Source organism: Caballeronia sp. M1242 (assembly GCF_017220215.1).
In the GTDB taxonomy this organism is placed as follows: Bacteria; Pseudomonadota; Gammaproteobacteria; order Burkholderiales; family Burkholderiaceae; genus Caballeronia.
Map to the genome: position 1 here is coordinate 21,058 of NZ_CP071131.1, position 20,086 is coordinate 41,143.

The 20,086-nt window shown below is 62.9% G+C and carries 15 protein-coding genes and 1 pseudogene; 11 read left to right on the plus strand and 5 right to left on the minus strand.

Features of this window, described 5'->3' with window-relative positions:
* Positions 1-232 precede the first annotated feature (232 nt).
* From JYK05_RS19660 to JYK05_RS19695, 8 genes are read left to right on the plus strand one after another with little or no spacing between them, the layout of a single operon-like run.
* Positions 233-580: a RidA family protein gene (locus tag JYK05_RS19660; protein ID WP_175942941.1), complete on the plus strand. Its 348-nt coding sequence runs from the start codon at positions 233-235 to the stop codon at positions 578-580.
* A gap of 14 nt (positions 581-594) precedes the next feature.
* Positions 595-1,386, plus strand: coding sequence for an aspartate/glutamate racemase family protein (locus JYK05_RS19665; RefSeq protein WP_175942943.1), 792 nt, complete (start codon positions 595-597; stop codon positions 1,384-1,386).
* Positions 1,387-1,416: 30 nt separating this feature from the next.
* A complete protein-coding gene (locus JYK05_RS19670) occupies positions 1,417-2,517 on the plus strand; it encodes an ABC transporter substrate-binding protein (RefSeq protein ID WP_206470196.1) in 1,101 nt (366 codons plus the stop codon).
* A 25-nt stretch (positions 2,518-2,542) separates the two neighbouring features.
* On the plus strand, positions 2,543-3,436 hold the full coding sequence (locus JYK05_RS19675; protein WP_175942947.1) for a branched-chain amino acid ABC transporter permease: 894 nt from the start codon (positions 2,543-2,545) through the stop codon (positions 3,434-3,436).
* Positions 3,429-4,316 (plus strand): branched-chain amino acid ABC transporter permease, encoded by an 888-nt coding sequence (locus JYK05_RS19680; RefSeq protein WP_206470197.1) that lies wholly within the window; start codon positions 3,429-3,431, stop codon positions 4,314-4,316. The genes JYK05_RS19675 and JYK05_RS19680 overlap by 8 nt, the downstream gene beginning before the upstream one ends.
* Positions 4,313-5,113, plus strand: a complete 801-nt coding sequence (locus JYK05_RS19685; protein ID WP_175942951.1) for an ABC transporter ATP-binding protein — start codon at positions 4,313-4,315, stop codon at positions 5,111-5,113. The genes JYK05_RS19680 and JYK05_RS19685 overlap by 4 nt, the downstream gene beginning before the upstream one ends.
* Positions 5,110-5,829 (plus strand): ABC transporter ATP-binding protein, encoded by a 720-nt coding sequence (locus tag JYK05_RS19690; RefSeq protein ID WP_206470198.1) that lies wholly within the window; start codon positions 5,110-5,112, stop codon positions 5,827-5,829. Before JYK05_RS19685 ends, JYK05_RS19690 begins: the two co-directional genes overlap by 4 nt.
* Positions 5,826-9,326, plus strand: a complete 3,501-nt coding sequence (locus tag JYK05_RS19695) for an indolepyruvate ferredoxin oxidoreductase family protein (RefSeq protein ID WP_206470199.1) — start codon at positions 5,826-5,828, stop codon at positions 9,324-9,326. The genes JYK05_RS19690 and JYK05_RS19695 overlap by 4 nt, the downstream gene beginning before the upstream one ends.
* Before the next feature lie 36 nt (positions 9,327-9,362).
* Here the strand turns inward: JYK05_RS19695 and JYK05_RS19700 are convergent, their stop codons facing one another.
* The 5 genes and pseudogenes from JYK05_RS19700 to JYK05_RS19720 form a co-directional block, all read right to left on the minus strand.
* Positions 9,363-10,085 carry a GntR family transcriptional regulator gene (locus JYK05_RS19700; RefSeq protein WP_206470201.1) on the minus strand — a complete coding sequence of 241 codons (723 nt, stop codon included), beginning with the start codon at positions 10,083-10,085 and terminating at the stop codon, positions 9,363-9,365.
* Between the two features lie 340 nt (positions 10,086-10,425).
* Positions 10,426-12,366, minus strand: coding sequence for a TonB-dependent siderophore receptor (locus JYK05_RS19705; RefSeq protein WP_241270055.1), 1,941 nt, complete (start codon positions 12,364-12,366; stop codon positions 10,426-10,428).
* A 351-nt stretch (positions 12,367-12,717) separates the two neighbouring features.
* Positions 12,718-13,460: pseudogene (locus JYK05_RS19710) on the minus strand (aromatic ring-hydroxylating dioxygenase subunit alpha); the annotation flags it as partial.
* Between the two features lie 121 nt (positions 13,461-13,581).
* Positions 13,582-14,358 carry an aspartate/glutamate racemase family protein gene (locus JYK05_RS19715; protein WP_206470205.1) on the minus strand — a complete coding sequence of 259 codons (777 nt, stop codon included), beginning with the start codon at positions 14,356-14,358 and terminating at the stop codon, positions 13,582-13,584.
* A complete protein-coding gene (locus tag JYK05_RS19720; protein WP_206470206.1) occupies positions 14,343-15,335 on the minus strand; it encodes an ABC transporter substrate-binding protein in 993 nt (330 codons plus the stop codon). The genes JYK05_RS19715 and JYK05_RS19720 overlap by 16 nt, the downstream gene beginning before the upstream one ends.
* A gap of 372 nt (positions 15,336-15,707) precedes the next feature.
* On the opposite strand from JYK05_RS19720, the gene JYK05_RS19725 reads away from it, so the two are divergent.
* From JYK05_RS19725 to JYK05_RS19735, 3 genes are all read left to right on the plus strand, one after another.
* Complete coding sequence (locus tag JYK05_RS19725) at positions 15,708-16,856, plus strand: porin (RefSeq protein WP_206470208.1); 1,149 nt, start codon at positions 15,708-15,710, stop codon at positions 16,854-16,856.
* Between the two features lie 113 nt (positions 16,857-16,969).
* A complete protein-coding gene (locus tag JYK05_RS19730; protein WP_241270056.1) occupies positions 16,970-18,571 on the plus strand; it encodes a thiamine pyrophosphate-dependent enzyme in 1,602 nt (533 codons plus the stop codon).
* 19 nt (positions 18,572-18,590) lie between these two features.
* Entirely contained in the window at positions 18,591-19,973 is a 1,383-nt protein-coding gene (locus JYK05_RS19735; protein ID WP_206470210.1) for an NAD(P)/FAD-dependent oxidoreductase, read from the plus strand.
* Positions 19,974-20,086: the final 113 nt, after the last annotated feature.

Consider the following 20,086-nt stretch of genomic DNA (forward strand, 5'->3'; position numbering starts at 1 on the left):
CTTCGAACTGTCGACACCAATGTAGAAAGAAAATAAGACGGCGGCAAGTCCGTTGCAGACTATAAGCCCTGAAAGCAGGGGAGATCAGCAAATTTCGGCGTTTTGCAGGCCCGAGAAAACGAGTACTTGCTTACGCGAATTTTGTTCTGATAGTGTCGACACTGTTGTCGAGACTACGGCTGTTTCCGAACCTTGGCGAGGCGCGTCGCGCTTCGTCGCCACAGGAGAAGTCATGCAGATGCAGCGTTTCGAAAGCGGCAAGCGGATGAGCCAGGCGGTCGTGCATAACGGTTTCGGCTTTCTCGCCGGACAGGTGGCCGACGATACGAGCGCCGACGTCAAAGGTCAGACCACACAGATTCTCGCGAAGATCGACCGGTTGCTCGCACAGATCGGCTCCGACAAGACGCGCATCCTGTCCGCGAACATTTGGCTCGCCGACTACAACACGTTCGCGCAGATGAACGAAATCTGGGACGCGTGGGTGCCCGAAGGCAATGCGCCGGCGCGCGCGTGCGTCGAGTCGAAGCTCGCGTTTCCGCAGTACACGGTGGAAATCGCGGTTATCGTCGCGGTCTAGTGCGGACAATCTACATGAACGCTCCAGACGCGCTGTCCCAGTACCAGCGGCTCGCCTTCTCGCTCGATGAAGGCATCGCGCGCCGCGCCGCGATCGGCCTTGTCGTGCTCGCCACCGACCACACGATCGAATACGAATGGCGCAAGCTGCTTGCAGCCGATGGCGTCGCCTTCTACGAAAGCCGCATCGCCAATTCCGCCGACATCACGCCGGAAACGCTCGCACAGATGGACGGTCTCATTGCGCCGGGCGTCGCGCTGATTCGGCCTGGCCAGCGCCTCGACGTGGTCGCGTTCGGCTGCACGTCGGCCTCGATGGTGCTCGGCGAGGAACGCGTGTTCGAACGCATCCGCGAAGCCCGGCCGGGCGTTGCCTGCACAACGCCGATCACCGCTGCGCGCGTCGGCATACATGCGCTCGGCGCTCAGCGTGTCGCGCTGCTCACGCCCTATGTGCGCCGCATCAACGAGTCGATGCGTGCGTATCTGGGTGCGCGCGGCGTCGATGTCGTGAGAATGGGCTCCTTCGAGCATGCCGACGACAACGAGGTCGCGCGCATCGATGCCGCTTCCGTGCGCAACGCGGTGCTCGAACTCGGCCGCCACGACGACGTGGACGCGGTGTTCGTGTCCTGCACGTCGTTGCGTCTCGTCGACGACGTCGTCGCCATCGAAGCGGAACTCGGCAAGCCCGTGCTGTCGAGTAATCACGCGATGGCGTGGCACGCGTTGCGTCTCGCGGGCGTCGTGGACGCGATGCCGCAATTCGGTCGCCTCTACACAGTTCAGCCTACCCGCTCGCATTGATCGCGCAGTCCAACGTCTGGAGATGCCACTATGAAAAGAGCAAAAGTCCTCGGTGCCGGCCTGGCGGCGAGCGCGTTACTGACGGCGGCGGGCGCGGCCTTCGCGCAAACGGTGTCCATCGGCGCGATTTTGCCGTTGACGGGCGCGAGCGCGTCAGTGGGAGAGGATCAGCGGCGCGGCGCCGAACTTGCCGTCGAACAGGTCAACGCGCACGGCGGCGTGCTCGGCGGCAAGCTGAAGGTGATCGTCGAAGATTCCGGCGGAAGCGCGCCGACGGCGTTGAGCGCTGCGCGCAAGCTCGTGTCGGTTAACAAAGTGCCTGTCGTGCTGGGCGAGTTCTCTTCGGGTATCACGATTCCGATTGCGCAATACGTCGTCCAGCAAGGCGATGTGCATCTGAACGTCGGTTCGTCGAGTCCGCAAATTCGCAAGATCGGCGATGGGTCGTTCAGCGTGATCGGTCTCGACGATCTCTCCGCGCGCTTCGCCGCCGACGATCTCTACGCGCAGAACCTGCGCAATGTCGCGTTTATCGCGCCGAACAATTCGTACGGACAGGGTGTTGCGCCCGAGTTCAAGAAGCGGTTCGAATCGCTCGGCGGCAAGGTGACATCGATTGTTATGTACACCGAAGGACAATCGACCTATCGCCGCGAGTTGCAGCAGATGTCGAAGACGCAGCCGCAGGCCTACGTTTACAGCGCATACGGCCAGGAAGCCGCGACCATCAATCGAGAGGCCTTCGAACTCGGGCTCAACAAGGCAAAGTGGTACGGCATTTATTTGACCATGTGTACGAGCGATACCGTCGCGCAGGCCGCGCACGGGCAGGAAGGGCTCGAAGTCGCGTCCATTGGCGATGCGGGCAAGTCGTATCAGCAGGCGTACCAGCAGAAGTACAAGGAAGCGCCGAAGTCCGCGTTCGGCGCCTACGTGTATGACGGGGTGATGGTGGCGGCTTCCGCCATCAACAAGGCCGGCGCGGCAGATCCCTTCAAGATTCGCGCCGCGCTGCATCAGATGGGCACGTATCAGGGCGCGACAGGCAGCATCGCATTCGACGCCGACGGTCAGCGCAAGGAGCAGCCCTACGACAAGGTGAAATTCGAAACCACGGTCGTCGCACGCTGACGCGCGCCATTGCCGGGAGAACGTGATGCTGCAGTTCGTCATCGATCTTCTCATTCGCGCGTCGGACATCATGCTCGTCGCGGTTGGCCTGTCCGTCGTGTATTCGCTCGTGCGCTTCCCGAATGTGGCGCACGTGCAGTATGCGATGACAGGCGCCTTCGTCACGCTCGGCATGACGAAGGCGGGCGTGCCGTTCGCGGCTGCGCTGGTGGTGTCGTGCGTCGCGACGGGATGTCTGGCCGTCGCGCTGAACGTGTTCGTGTTCCGGCGGCTGTTGCGCTCGGGCAGTTCGATAGCAATGGTCGGCTCGCTTGCTGTATCGATGATTCTTGTTGCCGTGGTGCTCGGCAGCGCGGGGTCGAGGCCGCTGCGTTACACGACCGCGCTCTCGACGCCGCTGCAACTAGGCTCGACGATGATCTCCGTCGATCAGATCACGTCGATTGCGTGCGGCTTCGGCTGCGTCGCCTTGCTCGCGCTGCTGCTGTTCAAAACCGGCGCGGGCCGTTCGATGCGCGCGATGGCGAGCAACCCGGCGCTCGCGGCGGCAACGGGCGTCGACGGCGCGCGCGTGCTGAACGGCATCTCGTTCCTGAGCGGTGCGCTCGCGGCGCTCGGCGGCACGATGCTCGGGCTGACCGAGAACGTGCACGTGGACCTGGGCACGAACCTGCTGCTGCCCGTATTCGCAGCCGCCATTCTCGGCGGACTCGGCAATCCGCTGGGCGCGGCAGCGGGCGCGCTCCTGATCGCCCTCGCAGAGACGCTTGCGACGAATATCGACTTCGGCTGGATAGTCGGACGCTCGGGCGTCTATCTTCCGGTCAGTTACGTGGGCGCGGCGTCGTTCGTGATCCTGCTCGCGGCGCTGCTCCTGCGGCCCTATGGACTCTTCGACCGGGAGGTGCGCCGTGTCTAGTTTCATGCTGCACGTCGCGACGCTCGCGTGCATCTACGCGTTGATGGCGCTCGGCCTCAACGTTCAGGCGGGCTTCGCGGGCTTGCTCAATTTCGGCTTCGTCGCGTTCGTCGGCATCGGTGCCTATGCGACCGGTATCGCCTCTTCCGCGGGATGGCCATTTATCGTCGGCATCGTCGCGGGCATGGCAGGGGCGATGGTCGTCGGCTTCGTGATGGCGCGGCTCGGGCGCAATCTCGCATCCGATTACTGGGCCATCGCGACGCTCGCCATCGCCGAACTGATACGCACGGTTGCTTTGAATGAAGGCTGGCTCACGGGCGGTGCGCAAGGCATCAGCGGCATTGCGCCGCTTTTTTCGCGGCTCACCGGCACGAGCGGCGACATTGCATTTTTTCTGCTCGCGGTGGCGGTGCTCGCGGTCGCGTTCGTCATCTGCACGCGGCTCGCGCGAGGGCGCTACGGGCGAGCGCTGCGTTTGATGCGCGAAGAACCCGCCCTGGCGCAAAGTCTCGGATACCGGCTCGTGCCGATGAGAACCACGGCGACGATGACCGCCGCTGCCATCGCTGCGACGGGCGGGTCTCTGCTCGCGCTATACATGAGCTTCGTCGGCCCCGACTTCATGTTTGCCTCCGAGACCTTCGCCATCTGGACGATGGTGATGATCGGCGGCCTTGGCAACAACGGGGGCGTGTTGTTCGGCGCACTGCTCGTCGAAGCGATCTATAGTGCGGTGCCCTTCGCGAAGGACTACATCGACATCGGCACGGATATGGCGGGTGCCGTGCGGCTCGGCGCAATCGGCTGCATTCTGCTTGCCTGTCTGCTGCTGCGGCCGGGCGGCCTGTTGCCCGAGCGAATCCGGAGGACCGTATGAGCGCCGTGTTGAAGCTGCGGGACGTATACAAGTCATTCGGCGGCAACCACGTACTCACCGGATTATCGTTCGAAGTCCTAACCGGTGAGTTTGTCGGTTTGCTTGGGCCGAACGGATGCGGCAAAAGTACGGTTCTCAACGCGATCACCGGCTATTGCCCGATCGAGCGAGGCAGCATCGAACTGAACGGCCAGCGCGTCGATGCGCTGCCGCCGCACCAAGTCGCCGCGCGCGCGGTGCGGCGCACGTTTCAGCTACCATCGATGCCCGCGCGCATGACCGTCGGCGAAGTGCTGATGGCCGCTTCGACGCAACGTCACGGGCTCTTTGCGACGCTCTTGCCGTCCGCGCGTACGAAGCATGTCGAAGCGCAGACGCGTGAACGCGCCCGGCAATTGCTCGACGAACTCCTGCTCGCTAAAGTCGCGCATCTTCCAGCTGCTTCCATATCGGGCGGACAGAAGAAGCTGCTCGGCATTGCATGCGCGTTGATGGGCGAACCGTCGCTGCTGTTGCTCGATGAACCGATGGCGGGCGTGCATCCGAATCTGCGTGCCGAACTCATGCGCGTGCTGAGAAGCATCAACGAGCGGGGCGTTACGCTCGTCGTGGTGGAGCACGACATGCATTTCGTTGCAGAGACGTGCGCGCGTTGCATCGTGCTGGATCGCGGGCGCACCGTCGCGGATTGCAGGCCTTCGGAACTGGAGCATCACGAAGGCGTCGTCGAAGCGTATCTCGGGCGCACGACGAAGAGCGCGACGGCGCCTTTGCGGGCAATGGGGGCGACGGCATGATTATCGTCAGCAACGTCGTCGCAGGCTATACACGCGATGTCGACATCCTGCGCGGCGTGTCGCTCGCTGCGAAGGAACTGGAGATCGTGACGATTCTCGGGCCGAACGGCTGCGGCAAGTCGACCTTGCTCAAGACGGTCGCAGGCTTTCTGATGCCGAGGAAGGGGGCGGTGCATCTGGACGACATCGATGTGGGGCAGGTGAGTGTGCATCGCAAGATCCGCACGCATCGCATCGGCTTCGTGCCCCAAACCGACAATGTGTTCGGCGCGCTCACCGTGTGGGAGAACCTCGCGCTAGGCGGACAATTCATGCCCGAGCGCGAACGCAACGTGCGGCTCGATGAACTTTACGCGAATTTTCCGATTTTGAAGACCAAACGCACGGCGCGCGCCGCGAGTCTTTCCGGCGGCGAGCGGCAGATCCTGTCGCTTGCGCGCGCGTTGATGCCGCGTCCGCGCTATCTTTTGCTCGACGAGCCGTCCGCGGGACTCTCGCCGCGCATGCTGGCCGAAGTCTTCGATGCCATCGTGCGCTTGCGCGATACGGAGCGCGTCGGCGTGCTGATGGTCGAGCAGAACGCGGCGCAGGCACTGCGCATTTCGAACCGCGCGTATGTGCTGTCGATGGGACAGGTCGCGCTGGAAGGCGATGCCGCCGATTTGCTCGTCAGCGACGAGATGCGGCGGCTCTATCTCGGCGGCAGCGTGCAATGACAAGGAACGAAGAGAGCGAGGAACGCGACGTGGCTTTACGCAAGGTGACACTGGAGGACAAGTACACGCTCGAAGAAGGGCGCGTGTTCATGACGGGCGTGCAGGCACTGGTGCGCTTGCCGCTGATGCAACGCCGCCGCGACGATGCCGCCGGCCTTCAAACGGCAGGCTATGTCTCCGGTTATCGGGGCTCGCCGCTCGGCACGTACGACGCCGAGATGCAAAAAGCGAAGAAGCACCTCGATGCCGCGCGTGTCTTGTTCGTGCCGGGCGTCAACGAGGATCTTGCCGCAACTGCGGTATGGGGATCGCAGCAAGCGGAGGCGGGCGGCGAAGGCAAGTACGACGGCGTGTTCTCGATCTGGTATGGCAAGGGGCCGGGCGTCGATCGCAGTGGCGACGCGTTTCGGCACGCCAATCTGGCGGGATCGTCGAAGCATGGCGGCGTGCTCTTGTTGATGGGCGACGACCACACGTGCGAGTCGTCGACGACGTGTCATCAATCGGAGTTCGCGCTCATCGACGCATCGATCCCGGTGCTGAGTCCGAGCGGCGTGCAGGAGATACTCGACTTCGGCTTATATGGCTGGGCGATGTCGCGCTATTCGGGCTGCTGGGTCGGGCTCAAATGCGTGAAGGATACGGCGGATGCGTCCGCCGTGATCGACGTCGATGCATCGCGCGTCGATGTGGTTCTGCCCGACGACGTCGCCATGCCGCCCGACGGCCTGAACCTGCGACAGCCCGATACGCCGCATGCGCAGGAATATCGCCTGCACAACTACAAACTCGACGCCGTGCGGGCGTTCGTGCGCGCAAACCGGCTGGATCGCACGGTGCTCGGCCGCGCGGGCGCACGCATCGGCATTGTCACGCATGGCAAGAGTTATCTCGACGTGCTTCAGGCCATCGACGATCTGGGCCTCGATGAAGCGCGGCTCGAAGCGATGGGCGTCGCCCTCTATAAAGTTGGTTGCGTTTGGCCGCTCGAACAGGAGGGCGTGCAGGCGTTCGCGCAAGGCAAGGAACTGCTGATGGTGGTCGAAGAAAAGCGCAGCCTGCTCGAAGCGCAGATCAAGGAGATTCTCTATGGCAAGCCGCGCGCGCCGGCCGTTATCGGCAAGAAAGACGAAAGCGGCGGCAAGCTCTTTCAGGCGGAACTCGCGCTCGACCCCGTGCAGATCGCCATTGCGCTCGGCGAACGGCTTGCGTGTCTCACGAACGATGCCGGTCTGGGCGAACGCGTCGCGTTCCTGCGCGCATTGCGGCGCATGACATTCGCGCCGGAGCCGCTGTCGCGCAGCTTTTACTTTTGCAGTGGCTGTCCGCATAGCTCATCGACGGTCGTGCCCGAGGGCAGCAAGGCCTATGCGGGCATCGGTTGCAGCTGGATGGCGCAGACTATGGACCGAAACACGCTCGGCTATACGCAAATGGGCGGCGAAGGCATGACATGGGTGGGCGAAGCGGCGTTCTCGAAGCGCGAGCACATGTTTCAGAACATGGGCGATGGCACGTACTTCCACTCGGGCCTGCTCTCGGTGCGTGCCGCGATTGCAGCACGCACGCGCATCACGTTCAAGATTCTTTTCAACGATGCCGTCGCCATGACGGGCGGTCAGCATCATGACGGACCACTTAACCCGCTGGCGATCGCGCAGCAAGTTCGCGCGGAAGGCGTGACGCGCATCGCCGTGGTGTCCGACGATCCGTCGAAATATCCGCATGATCTCGCATGGCCGCAAGGCGTGACGATCCATCATCGCTCGGCGTTGGAGGATGTCCAGAGCGAGTTGCGTGATGTCCATGGCGTAAGCGTGCTGATCTACGACCAGACGTGCGCGGCCGAGAAGCGACGCCGTCGCAAGCGCGGGCAACTAGCGGACCCGCCGAAGCGCCTCTTCATCAACGACCTCGTTTGTGAAGGCTGCGGCGATTGCGGCGTCAAGTCGAACTGCGTGTCGCTTACGCCGCTCGAAACCGAGTTCGGCCGCAAGCGCGCCATCGACCAAAGTGCCTGCAACAAGGACTATTCGTGCAATCAGGGCTTCTGCCCGAGTTTCGTGACCGTGCATGGCGGCACCTTGCGACATGTGCAGCGCAAACCGGATACGAGCGTGTTTCCCGCGTTGCCGGAACCCGCGTTGCCGTCGCTGGATGCGCGCGTGTTCTCCCTTGTCGTGACGGGCGTGGGCGGCACGGGCGTCGTGACGATCGGCGCGATTCTCGGCATGGCGGCGCATCTGGAAGGCAAGGGCTGCGGCATTCTCGACATGGCCGGGCTCGCGCAGAAGGGCGGCTCAGTGTGGTCGCATGTGCGCTTTGGCGCGAGTCCGTCGGCGATCAAGGCGATTCGAATTGCGACTGGCGGCGCGGACGTGGTCATTGGTTGCGATATGGTCGTCGCGGCAAGCCACAAGACGCTTTCGATGACACGCCGCGCCGCCACGCGAATGCTCGTCAATTCGCATGAAGCGATGACCGGCGATTTCACACGCCAGCCCGATCTCGCTTTTCCGTCGGACGAACTGCGCGCGACGCTGACCGAAGCAGTGGGCGAGCGTCATGTCGAATTCGTCGATGCGACCGCGACTGCCCGCCGTCTCTTCGGCGACACCTTGGCGAGCAACATGTTCATGCTCGGCTTCGCGTATCAGCGTGGATGCATACCGCTTCACGCCGATGCGATAGCGGCGGCCATCGAACTGAACGGGGCATCCGTCGCGCTCAATCTCGACGCCTTCACATGGGGACGGCGTTTTGCTGCAGAGCCCATGCTTGCCGCGCGTCTGTCCGAAACCGCCGATGCCGCGCCGTCGTCGCGCCGCTCGACGACGCTCGATGAAATAATCGAACGCCGTGTGCAATATCTAAGCGCTTACCAGAATGCGGCGTATGCGGCGCATTATCGTGAACTCGTGGGCCGCGTGCGACGCTGGGAACGCGCGGTGTCGGCGCGCAGCGAAGGCGTTTCGCGCGCGGTCGCGCAGAACCTGTTTCGCTTGCTGGCGTATAAGGACGAGTATGAAGTCGCTCGCTTATTGACCGCGCGCGACTTTATCGACGGCTTGCACGCGCAGTTCGACGGACCGGTGCGCGTTGCGTTCAACCTCGCGCCGCCCGGCATCGCGCGACGCAATCCACGCACCGGCGAGCCCGCGAAGCGCGAATTCGGTTCGTGGATGCTGCCGGTCTTGCGCGTGGTCGCGCGATGCAAGGCGCTGCGCGGCACGCCCTTCGATCCATTCGGTTACACCGCCGAACGGCGCATGGAGCGTGAGTTGATTCAGCGCTATGAGAAGACCATTGCGGCGATCATCGAACACGGCACCGCGCGCAACCATGCGGCCGCATTGCGCGCGGCGTCCATCGTCGGGACGATTCGCGGCTATGGCCACGTGAAGGCGCGCCATGTCAACGCGATAGACGCGCAGTGGCGTGAGGCCGTGCAGCAATTGAGCGCACCCGTGGTTATTCCGTTGCAACGCGTGGCGTGACACGTCGGCGAACGTGCAGCGAAGCAACGCGGGCGTTCAGCGCGAGAAGAGCCGCACGACGCCTGCATCCACCACGCGCGCGATTTCTTCCATGCGCCAGGTGATATGCGATTCCGTCAGCGCGCGGCATCGCTCGATATCGCGTGCTTCGATGGCATCGAGAATGTCGAGGTGCTCCGCGAAGGCATCGTGGCCGCGCTGTTCCAAATCCATCCAGCGCACGAAATGAATGCGCGCGTTGATGCCGTATAGCGCGCGAACTATTTCGTTATTGCCCGCGAGCGCGACGAGCCGAACGTGAAACTCTTCGTCCTTGATGGTGAGTTCGGCGGCGCTGGTCTGAGCCTTGGTCTTCATGACTTCCTTCCAGAACTTGCGCAGCGCGCGCAGATCCTTGATGCTGGCACGCTCGGCCGCCAGCAGCACGGCGGACGATTCGATGCTGCGCCGAAGCTCGAAGAGATCGAAAATGTCTTGCCGATGCAGTTCGCGCGCGAAGAAGCCGCGATTCGGCACGAAGTGCAGCAGACTTTCGGCGACGAGGCGATTGAGGGCTTCGCGCAGTGGCGTGCGGCTCACGTCGAAACGCTGTGCAAGCTCGAGTTCGTTTACGCGCTCGCCGGGGCGGATAGTGTAGACCACCGCCATTTCCTTTAATTGCTCGTAGAGTTCGTTGACGGTCAGGCCCGGGCGTTTCGGCGGCGTCGTCTCGCGAACGTTCGGACGCGTCTCCCGCAAGAGAGATGAATACCTGGGCATGTCTCGTCAGTTCCTTTGCTTGCTTAGGCGGCTTGACGGCAGCGCGGGTTCATGCGCTGACGAAGGTTGTGACACAGATAATACAACAGTGCCCACACCTTCACCCACAATGTACAGATGCGCCTCTTGACGTCCCGCGATCACCATTGACTGAATTCGAAAGTCGTTTGGTCAGGCGCAATGCGCGGCGGCTATGAACTAATGGATGCAGAGCCGATTTCCTTCAACAGTGCGCCTTGTTCGAGGGCGTCTGCGACACCACGAGCGACGATTGTTGCGGTAGAAAAGACCGTCAACGGCAGGGTGTCGTCCCGAGGCATGACTTACGCGATCGTCCTCATCAAAACTCAAGACGCGCGTTGAGCGCAACGGTGCGCGGCTCCCCAGGCTGAATATAGTCCGCGTACTGAAACTCCCAATAGCGATGATTCGTTAGGTTATCGATGGCCGCGCGCACGCCGACGTTATGCCCCGCGACCTTCGTCGTATAGGTCGCGCCCAGGCTGTAGATCGTGTAGCCCGGCACTTTGATATCGCCCGCGGGACGCAGGCTCGTGTTGCCCGTGAACTTTGCCGATGCACCGAGCGTCAAGCCCGGCACCACCGGCACCGCGTACTCGGCGTGTGCAGCCGCGACGAACCCCGGCGCCCCCGCGACACGGTTCCCGTCGTAGCTCGAACCTCTTTCGTACTTGGTGGCGATCCACATCACATCGCCGCCGATGGTCCAGTCGCGACCCAGTCGAACGTCCGCGCCTGCTTCCAGACCCTGAAACAGTGACTCGCCATCTTCGACGAAGATGTTGTCGCTATTCGCATACTGCGCGCCGCGCTCGATGCGGAACAACGCCGCCGTCCCGCTCCATCGCTCATTCTGAGTTTTTACGCCGACTTCGTATTGTTTGCTGCGTAGCGGATTGAGCACCGCGCCGGAATTCGCGTAGGTTGTGCCGACGACGTTACCCGCTTCGAGCGACTCGACGTAGCTTGCATAAACTGTCGTGCCGGGCGTGAGCTTGTACATCACGGCGACGGAGGGCGTCGCTATGCCGTTCTTCGCATACGTCGAACTCGTTGTGCCGTCGACTGCATAACCGTGCTGTTCATAGTTCGTGAAACGCACGCCGCCCAGCACAGACCAGCGCGAGCTCAACGCGATCGTATCGCTCGCAAATAACGCTTTCTGCACGATGTCCGCGTTGCGGTAAGTAGTGAAGCCGCCGCCGCTATAACGATTCTGATTCGGCTGATAGATATTGCCGATGCCGATCTCGTCATAGAAAGAATTGGCGGTATTGTCGCTCGTCTGCTTTTGATAGGACATGCCGAACACGAGTTGATGCTGGAACGGTCCGGTCTTCACGAGTCCCTCGGCCATGACTTGCCACGCGTTCAGTTGATGTCCTTCGTTGCCTTCGTAGCGCGTATCGGTGTAGTCGCCGCCGAGGTCTGTCAGATAGAACGTGCTCTCGTTTCGATAGCGCGTGCTTTTGCTGAATCCATAGGTCGCCGAGATCGTCCAGTCCTGATTCAGGTTGTAGTGCAGGCCGGCCGTATAGAGTTGGACGTTGGTGTAAAGATGCTGATCGGGCGTGACAAGGGTGCTGCTCCCACCGCTCAACGGAACGGGCAGTGCATTGCCCGTGAGTCCCGAGGTCGATATCGATGTCGTGATTCCCGATGCACGCCGGTCCTGATACAACGCGCCGAACGTTGCCGTGAGATCGCGAGTGAGGCGGGCGTCGGTGGAAAGCGAGAATGAGTCGCGACGCACGTTGCCGTCGTTGAAGGTCGTGCCTTCCTCGTGGGTCGCATTGAAGCGGTAGCCGAACATGGCGTCGGGCCCGACGCGTCCACCGAGGTCCAAGTGCTCCGACCAGATATTGGTCGACGCATAGCCGACATCGACGCTCGCGATCTGCCGGTCCGTGAGCGGTGGCTTCTTCGTCACATAATTCACGACGCCACCCGGCGCGCCGAAGCCATACATGAAGCCGGAGAGGCCCTTGAGGAGTTGCACGCTCTCAAGCTGCTCATAGGGCATCGTGATGCCGTAGGCGTTGATTGGTTGCCCGTCGATGCGAAAACCGTTCTGCCAGTCCAACTGCAAGCCGCGCACGGTGATGTAGCTCGCCCATGCGTTATAGCGATTGCTGTTGTCCGATACCGACGCGTCCTGCGCGAACACATCGCCGAGCTTCTTAGCCTGACGATCGGCGAGTTGTTCGCCCGTGACAATGGTGGTCGAATAGGGCGTATCGAGCTGAGTGCGGGTGCCCAACGCCCCAGAACTCATGTCGCGCTGCAAGTGCTGTCCGACGTCACTTTGGCTGCTGGCAGTGACGGAGACTGCGGGAAGCGTCGCATCGCCTGCTACGGCGCCGCTTTCTTGCGCGAGCGCACCGTCAGTCATCGCGAAGAGCAGGAGTACCGCCACGGTCGATGGTCGCAAGGTCCATCCGCCGGACGTTTCGTTGTCGCGCGCTGCTGAAGCCATTTTTTTTTAGTGTCCCGTATGTGTAAATAGCAACCATTCGCATTTAGCACGCGCATTTTGGCGCAGCCGCATGGTTTTGTAAAGTGTTACCGACGCCGTCGGAAATACGTTTCGTTGACTGCGGCGGGGAGTTGTTCAAGCCTTGCGGCCTTCGCCGAACGCTTGCCGGTACCACGCATGAAAGTGCCGCATGCCATCTTCGAGCGGCGACTGATACGGACCGGCATTGCTCATTGCGCGACGATGCAGTCTCAGGCGGCCCGCATCCATGCGTTCCGCAATTTCATCGTCCTCGGTCATCGTCTCTAGATAAGCGCGCGCTGCGCATCGACGAACTCGCGCTCGAACGCCGCAACTTCTTCGGGATAATGAAACTCGATGACGTTGAGCGTCTCCTGCGGGCCCTTGGGATAGAGCGTCGAAACGACAAGCACGTGCGGATACAACTCGATCATGTGAGTCGGAAAATACGCGAGCCAGATAGCGCCGAAAGCAGGCGGCTCGTTACCGCCGAATGCGAGCAGCCGGTCGTGCCATGCTCGGTAAATGTCGGAGCCAGGTTGGGCGAGCGCGTTGTTCACGTTCACTTTTTGAATGCGGTATGTTTCGCCAAAAGCCCATTCCAGATCGTCGCAAGTCTCGAAGCGGCCGAGCCCCGGATGAAAAGGCGCGACATGATAGTCCTCTAGATACACCTCGATGAAGGTCTTCCAGTTATAGCGGCATGTATGGGTCTCCACGTGATCAAGTACATAGGCGGACAGATCGAACTCAGGGCGCGCAAAGACGCCATCCAGGTCGCGTGTCGGGTCGCGCGGGCCCTCGTATAGCAGACCGTGGAAGTCGTGCGATGGGAAGCGCTCCAGATTGCGGCATGGCTTTCGCTCGATTCGGGAGCGCGAACTCGCTGCCAGGCTTCCGGAACTGGCCGACAATACTTATTGGCCGCTCTGGCAAAGCCGACCTTTAGTAGCGCTTTCTGCGGCGTCTCCCGCTCAATCAAACATCCCAAGCGCGATCGTCGATTCTTTTCCCAAATGCACGCGGTCGCAGCCCTGCATGGAACCACTCGATCAGGCTCACCATATCGAAAACCGGTAAGCCAAAACGCTCGGCGATCAGCGGCGAATAAGGCGCGAAGTTGGCGCACTCGCTGACGATCGCGCCCACGTCGGGATGTTGCTGCAGCAATCGGCCTGCGCAATCGAGCACGTCCTGCGCCTGTTCGTCGAAGCTCACGTGCGCCGCATCGTCCACCTGGTTTTGAAAGAAGCGCGAGGTTTCAGCCAAGCCCACAACGGGCGTCGTCGGGTCGGCATGCGCGGCGACGAGGTGCGCCGCCGTCAGCGCCGACGACTTTGCGGTCAGCACGCCCACACGCCGGTTTCCCGGCAACACGCTAGCCGCAAGCGGAATCTGCAGCAGGCTCGATGTCGCGACGGGCACCATGCAGCGTGCCGCAATGTCCTCCTGGAACGCGGCAAGGAAACCGCAACTGGTCGCAATGCCATCGATGCCGAGACGCGCAAGCCGGTTCGCGGCATCGACGAAGCGGTCGATGAGCGGCTTAGCCGCGCGCTTGTCGCCTGCGGCGGCGGCCATCACCATCGGGCCGGTCACGCCTTCCACCAGCGCATATTGCACGGGAAAGCGCCACGTTGCGCCGTGACCGATATCGCCGGGCAGGCGCGCGAAGCCGGTGTCGAGCATCAAGATGCCGATGCTCACGCCATGCACGGTGCGAGGGCGCGCCGGCTTCATTAGTTGATGAAGCATTTGCAACCTGCAAGCGAGGGCGCGATTGGAAGACCAAGCGCCGCCATCTTCGCGCGATTGATGATCGCGACATAATCCTGAGCCTGCGGCCGATAGACCGCCAGTGCGGAAGGCTTCGCGCCATGCAGCATCTGCACTGCGAGAGCTGCAGCGTGTGCGCCCTGCGATTCGTAGGACGGCGCATAGGCCACCGTAACCAAATTGCCCTTCCTGATGAGCTCGTGCTCGGCGCTAAGAATCGGCGTCTTCATGCGATCCGTCACTGACGCAAGCGCGGGCAGCGCCGATTGCACGAGATTTGATCCGATCGCGTAGAAAAATCCGACGCCCGCCATTGCGGCGGCGCGCTGCGGCACGTCGATGGTCGCATCGACCGACGTGGCAATCATCGTCAGCTTCGCGCGCGCAGCGGCAGCCTTCAGACTTGTCACCGCTTCTACATCGTTCACTTCTCCTGCGTTGTACAGTACTCCGAACGATGCCGCCGCCGGGAAGACGCGCTTCGCGAAGGCGAGCACGGCATCGTAGTCGGTGACCGTCGCAGTGCCGACGATGCGATCGCTCCCATGCGCCCAGTCCGGCACGAGACCGGCGGCGACCGGATTCGTCACCTGCGCGAAGACAAGTGGGATGGAACGGTCCGGCACATTGCGCACCGATGCCTGAGCAACCGGCGTCGTCACCGTGAGGATCACAGCAGGATGTTTCGCGACGATCTGCGCCAGCGATTGCGGCACGAGGCCGGGCGTGAAGTTGGCGTCGCTATAGACGTATTCGGTGTTACTGCCTTCGACATAGCCTTGCTTCGCCATTTCGTCCTTGAAACCGGCGATGGTGCGCGAGAGCGCGGGGTGCGGTCCGAAGTTCGCGATGCCGATCACGGTGCGCGTCTGTGCACATGCATTACCCGTGTGCAGCAATGCCACCGAGAGCGCGAGTCCGCACAGCTTGCCCGTCAATCCAGGAAGAAAACGCATGCTGATTGCCCGAAGAGTTGGCTGCTTGCGATTGTGCGAATGAAGGCCCGCATGAGCGAGCCGACAAAATAAACAAATCCGATTGCCTATGTAATTGGCCGCGTGCCCTCGCATTGCGGGCGCATCGCGTGAAAGATGCACGTTCGAAGCGTCTCGGTGCCGTATTTCACGCACCTTCGATGAAGTGTCGAAGGCAGGCGTGAGTCAAGCGAGCCTCAAATGAAGGATTTCGGTTCTAAGTTTTTTTATCGGATTGCCGGTTTTAGCGGCGGTTTCTAGTCTGCGGGGCGTGGCATTCAGCCATGCACTGCCGCTGCCCCTATCAACGCCCCGACCTCACCACGCTCACGACCGCCTGAACGAGACGAGAACATGAAACGAATCTGCTCCACCATGCTGCTGCTTGCATCGGCCACCGCCGCACACGCGCAATCCTCGCCCGCCGACAGCAGCGTCACGCTGTACGGCGTGCTGATGGAAGGCCTCATCTACACCAACAATTCGCTCGCCGGAGCGTCGCTGTCGACGGCCAATGGTCCGAGCCGCTGGGGCATGCGCGGCGTCGAGAATCTGGGCGGGGGCTTGAGCACGGTGTTCCAGCTGGAAGGCGGCTTCGATCCGAACTCCGGAACATCAGCGCAGGGCGGTCGGGAATTCGGCCGTCAGGCTTATGTGGGCCTGCAGTCGAAGGACTACGGCACGATCACCTTCGGCCGCCAATACGACGTGACGCAGGACTGGCTCGCGCAATATTCGGCTGCATACATGTGGAACGGCTATGCCGCGACCGTCGGTGACAACAACAACTTCAACTTCCAGTTCCGCACCAACAACGCGGTGAAGTACGTGTCGCCGAATTATCGCGGCCTGCAGGGCGCGGCGATGTACAGCTTCGGCGGCGTTGCGGGCAGCTTCGGCAATCAGAGCGCGATGAGCTTCGGCCTCAACTATGGGAATGGCCCGGTGACGTTGTCGGCCGCGTACATGCACATGAACCATCCGGCGATAGCATCGAGCGAAGGGCTGTGGAACACGGCGCTGTTCGCGTCCATCTCCCCCGAGTCGCCGACGCTCGCGCTCGCGGTCTCGCCATCGAGCATGGAGATCTACGGCGCTGGAGGATCCTTCGTCGCGGGACAGACGACCTTCGGGCTGGTCGTCACGCATAGCCGATACGACGATCTCGGCGTCGCCGAACTGGGCCTCGCCAACGGACGCGCGGGCTATACGAACATCGAGGCGAACGTGAGCCGGTATATTACGCCGGCGTATCAGCTCTCGTTCGACTACACGTACACCTTCGGAAAGGTGCAACCCACGGATTTTTCTCCGAAGTATCATCAGTTCTCGCTGTTCAACAACTACTTCCTGTCGAAGCGCACCGCGCTTTACCTCGACGCCATCTTCCAGCTCGCCGCCGGCGATGCACAGCACGCGAACATCGAATATGCAAGCAGCGGCGGGGCATCGACGAGCAAGCGCCAGCTCGCGGTGACGGCGGGCATCTTCCATCGCTTCTGACGGCGTGTGCGATATCCCGCGCCCCTCCCGGAGACGTTTCTTTGCCCAACACCCTTTCGCCAGCGCCTCGCAGTGGGGCAGCGATATTCGCCGACGCATTGAGGAATTTCGGGGTGCCCGTCGTGACGCTTATTCCCGGCGAAGGCATTCTCGAACTGGTCGATGCGCTCGCCGTGCGCGCGCCCGCGATCCGTCTCGCGAGCTTCCGGCACGAAGCCGGCATGGCCTACGCCGCGCAGGCCATCGGCCAGTTCAGCGGCCAGCCCGGCGTGTGCCTCGCGGCGCGCGCGCCGGGCGCGTTGAACGCGACGCTCGCCATACACACCGCCCATACCGACAGCGCGCCGCTCGTGATGATCGTCGGGCAGGCGGACATGCAGTCCTCCGAGCGCGAGGCCATGCTTGGCCTCGGGCATTTTCATCAAGTGTTCGGCCCACTGACGAAGTGGGTCGGACTGATCGAATCGGCGTCGCGCATTCCGGAGATGCTCGCGCGAGCGTGGCATATCGCGATGTCAGGCCGTCGCGGGCCGGTCGTGCTCGTGCTGCCCGAAAACGTGTCGCGCCAAATGGCCGATGTCGCCGATCTGCCGCGTCCGGCGACAATCGCCGCCGCGCCCGCACCGCATGACCTCGCGCGCTTCACGACGCTGCTGGCCGAGGCGCGGCGGCCGCTACTGATCGTCGGCGGAACGGGCTGGCAGGCCGCGTCGCTGCAAACGCTGACAATGCTTGCCCGCGCGCACGGCGTGCCCATCGCGACGACGTACCGCCGCCGCGATCTGATCGATCACGACGATCCGAACTTCGCGGGCGAAATCGGCCTCGGTATTGATCCTGCGCTGGCGGCGCGCATCGGTAAAGCCGATTGCATCGTCGCGTTGAATGCGCGTCTCGGCGAGCTCAACACGGTCGGCGCGGGCGCGTTCAGCGGCTTCACGCTATGGACGCCGCCGCGCCAGGCCAACGTGCTGGTGCATGTTCATGCCGATGCCAGCGATCTCAACAATGCGTATCGCGCGGACCTTGCGATTCCCGCCGATGCCGGCGCCTTCGTCGCCGCATGGGCCGCCGCCGCAAATGCGCCTGCTCCGGACGATGAACGCATCGCATGGGTGCGCGCAGCGCGTGCAGACCGTGTCGCGTTCGCCCAGAGCGGACGATGTCCCGGTCCGCTCGATCTGCGCGCGGTGTTCGAATCGCTCGATGCCGCGTTGCCCCGCGATGCGCTCGTCGCGTCCGGCGCTGGCGCCTACGCGCTGTGGCCGCAGCGGTATTTGCGGCATCGCCTGCCCGGCACGCAACTCGGTCCGAAAAGCGGAGCGATGGGCTACGGCCTATCCGCAGCCATCGGCGCCGCGTTGCTCGATCCGGCGCGGCGAGTGGTCGCGATCGCCGGCGACGGCTGCTTCATGATGCACGCCGAAGAACTCGAAACCGCCGTGCGCCTCGGTCTGAATTTGCTGGTGATCGTGGTCAACAACCGCGCTTACGGCGCGATCGGCAACGCGCAGCGGCGGCTCTTCGACCGCGCCACGGGCACGGCGCTCGGCGTCATCGATTTCGCCGCCTTCGCGCAGTCGTTCGGCGCGCGCGGCGAAGCCGTCGACAGCACGGAAGCCTTTGCGCCGGCGCTGCAGCGGGCGTGGGCATCGAGCGGCGTATCGCTGATCGAATTGCGCGTTTCTTCCACTGTGACCAGGCCCGTCGATTGACGGCACTTCAAGGCAAACGATGAATCACTCTCTATCCGGCCGGCACGTCGCCGTGGTCGGCGCGGGAATCGCGGGACTCACGGCCGCTTACCGGCTGAAGCGGGCGGGCGTGCGCGTGACGGTGTTCGACGCGCAGAGCGTCATTGGCGGACGCATGGGCGACCGGCGCACCGGCGATCTCGTCTACAACAGCGGCGCGCGCCTCGTCTATCCGTTCGGCCAGGCGTTCAACCGTCTCGTCGACGATCTCGCGATGCACGATGCGCTCGTGCCGCTGCATCGGCTGACCGCGCAGTGCAAGTCCCCGCAGGGCGAGCACACCATCGAACTGATGCCGTCGCCACGCTCGCTCACGACGCCCGGCCTGGCCGTCAGCGAGCGCGTGCGCCTCGTGGCTCACGCCATCGCGATGCTGCGTGCGAAGAAGCAGGTCGATCCCGACTGGGCGACGAGCGCGCTCGCCGTCGATGCGCGGCTCGACGACATGACACTCGCCGCGTATATCCGCGAGACGCTCGGACCGAACGTGCTCACGCGCATGGTCGAGCCGGTCTTCCGGGCGACGCGTAGCTTCGATCCCGAAGATTTGTCGGCGCTGTTCTATGTATCGACGGTGCCGCATATGGTCGGGCAGAGCACGGTAAACACGCTGAAGGGCGGCATGGGCCGCGTCTGCCACGCGCTCGCAGCGCAACTGGATGTGCGCACCGGCGTGGCCGTCCGCAAGATCAGGCGTCATGCGGATGGCGTCGAACTTGCGCTGCAGAACGGAGAGCTGTTCCGCGCGGACTTTGCCGTGTGCGCGGTCGAAGGGTCTCTCGCGAAAGCAATCGTCGATAACCCCACGCAAGCCGAACGCCGGATGTTCGATGCCGTGCGCTACAACTCGCTCGGCGTCGTTCACTACGGTTTTGCAAAGCCGTTGCCGCCGATGATGCAGTTCGCGATGCGCGGCCTGCCGGGACGCATTGCGACGTATCAGCAGTTGCCCGCCGCGCCGGCGAGCGGGCGGCCGCTCACTCAGATTTACTGCCAGCTCACGCCGGAAGCCGCCCAGGAGGCCGTGCAGCGCGGCGTCGAACATGAACTCGACGTCCTCATACGCGATGAATTGCGCGCCTACATTCCCGACTTCGACCGACATGTGGTGGCCGTCGCGAATCAGTGGATCCCGCGCAAGCTGCCGGTGTTTTCGCCGGGCTACGGCGCGCGCGTGAACCAGTTCTGGCGCTGGCAGGAGCAACGCGCGAACGAGCGCCCGGAAGAGAGCGCGCCGCCTGTCGTCTATTGCGGCGACTGGCTGTCGCAAGCGCTGCTGACGGGCGCCTGCGCGAGCGGCGAGCGCGCCGCGCGGATTCTCGTCGAACGCATGCGCGCCGCCGTGCCGCGCGTGGCCGCCTGAAATATAGGCAAAGCGGCGCGAGTTGTAGCGAAACGGCAATTGCACCGCCCGCTTTAATGTCGCGCAAATCAACGGTGCTAAAAATACCGTCGAGCCGCCGTCCGCTTCCGTCG

What these genes read in the sequence shown, in the direction of transcription:
- JYK05_RS19720 (WP_206470206.1), bottom strand. Translation starts at nt 15,335, where the DNA reads ATGCGTTTTCTTCCTGGATTGACGGGCAAGCTGTGCGGACTCGCGCTC.
- JYK05_RS19665 (WP_175942943.1), top strand. Translation starts at nt 595, where the DNA reads ATGAACGCTCCAGACGCGCTGTCCCAGTACCAGCGGCTCGCCTTCTCG.
- JYK05_RS19685 (WP_175942951.1), top strand. Translation starts at nt 4,313, where the DNA reads ATGAGCGCCGTGTTGAAGCTGCGGGACGTATACAAGTCATTCGGCGGC.
- JYK05_RS19715 (WP_206470205.1), bottom strand. Translation starts at nt 14,358, where the DNA reads ATGCTTCATCAACTAATGAAGCCGGCGCGCCCTCGCACCGTGCATGGC.
- JYK05_RS19700 (WP_206470201.1), bottom strand. Translation starts at nt 10,085, where the DNA reads ATGCCCAGGTATTCATCTCTCTTGCGGGAGACGCGTCCGAACGTTCGC.
- JYK05_RS19695 (WP_206470199.1), top strand. Translation starts at nt 5,826, where the DNA reads ATGACAAGGAACGAAGAGAGCGAGGAACGCGACGTGGCTTTACGCAAG.
- JYK05_RS19735 (WP_206470210.1), top strand. Translation starts at nt 18,591, where the DNA reads ATGAATCACTCTCTATCCGGCCGGCACGTCGCCGTGGTCGGCGCGGGA.
- JYK05_RS19690 (WP_206470198.1), top strand. Translation starts at nt 5,110, where the DNA reads ATGATTATCGTCAGCAACGTCGTCGCAGGCTATACACGCGATGTCGAC.
- JYK05_RS19725 (WP_206470208.1), top strand. Translation starts at nt 15,708, where the DNA reads ATGAAACGAATCTGCTCCACCATGCTGCTGCTTGCATCGGCCACCGCC.
- JYK05_RS19660 (WP_175942941.1), top strand. Translation starts at nt 233, where the DNA reads ATGCAGATGCAGCGTTTCGAAAGCGGCAAGCGGATGAGCCAGGCGGTC.
- JYK05_RS19675 (WP_175942947.1), top strand. Translation starts at nt 2,543, where the DNA reads ATGCTGCAGTTCGTCATCGATCTTCTCATTCGCGCGTCGGACATCATG.
- JYK05_RS19670 (WP_206470196.1), top strand. Translation starts at nt 1,417, where the DNA reads ATGAAAAGAGCAAAAGTCCTCGGTGCCGGCCTGGCGGCGAGCGCGTTA.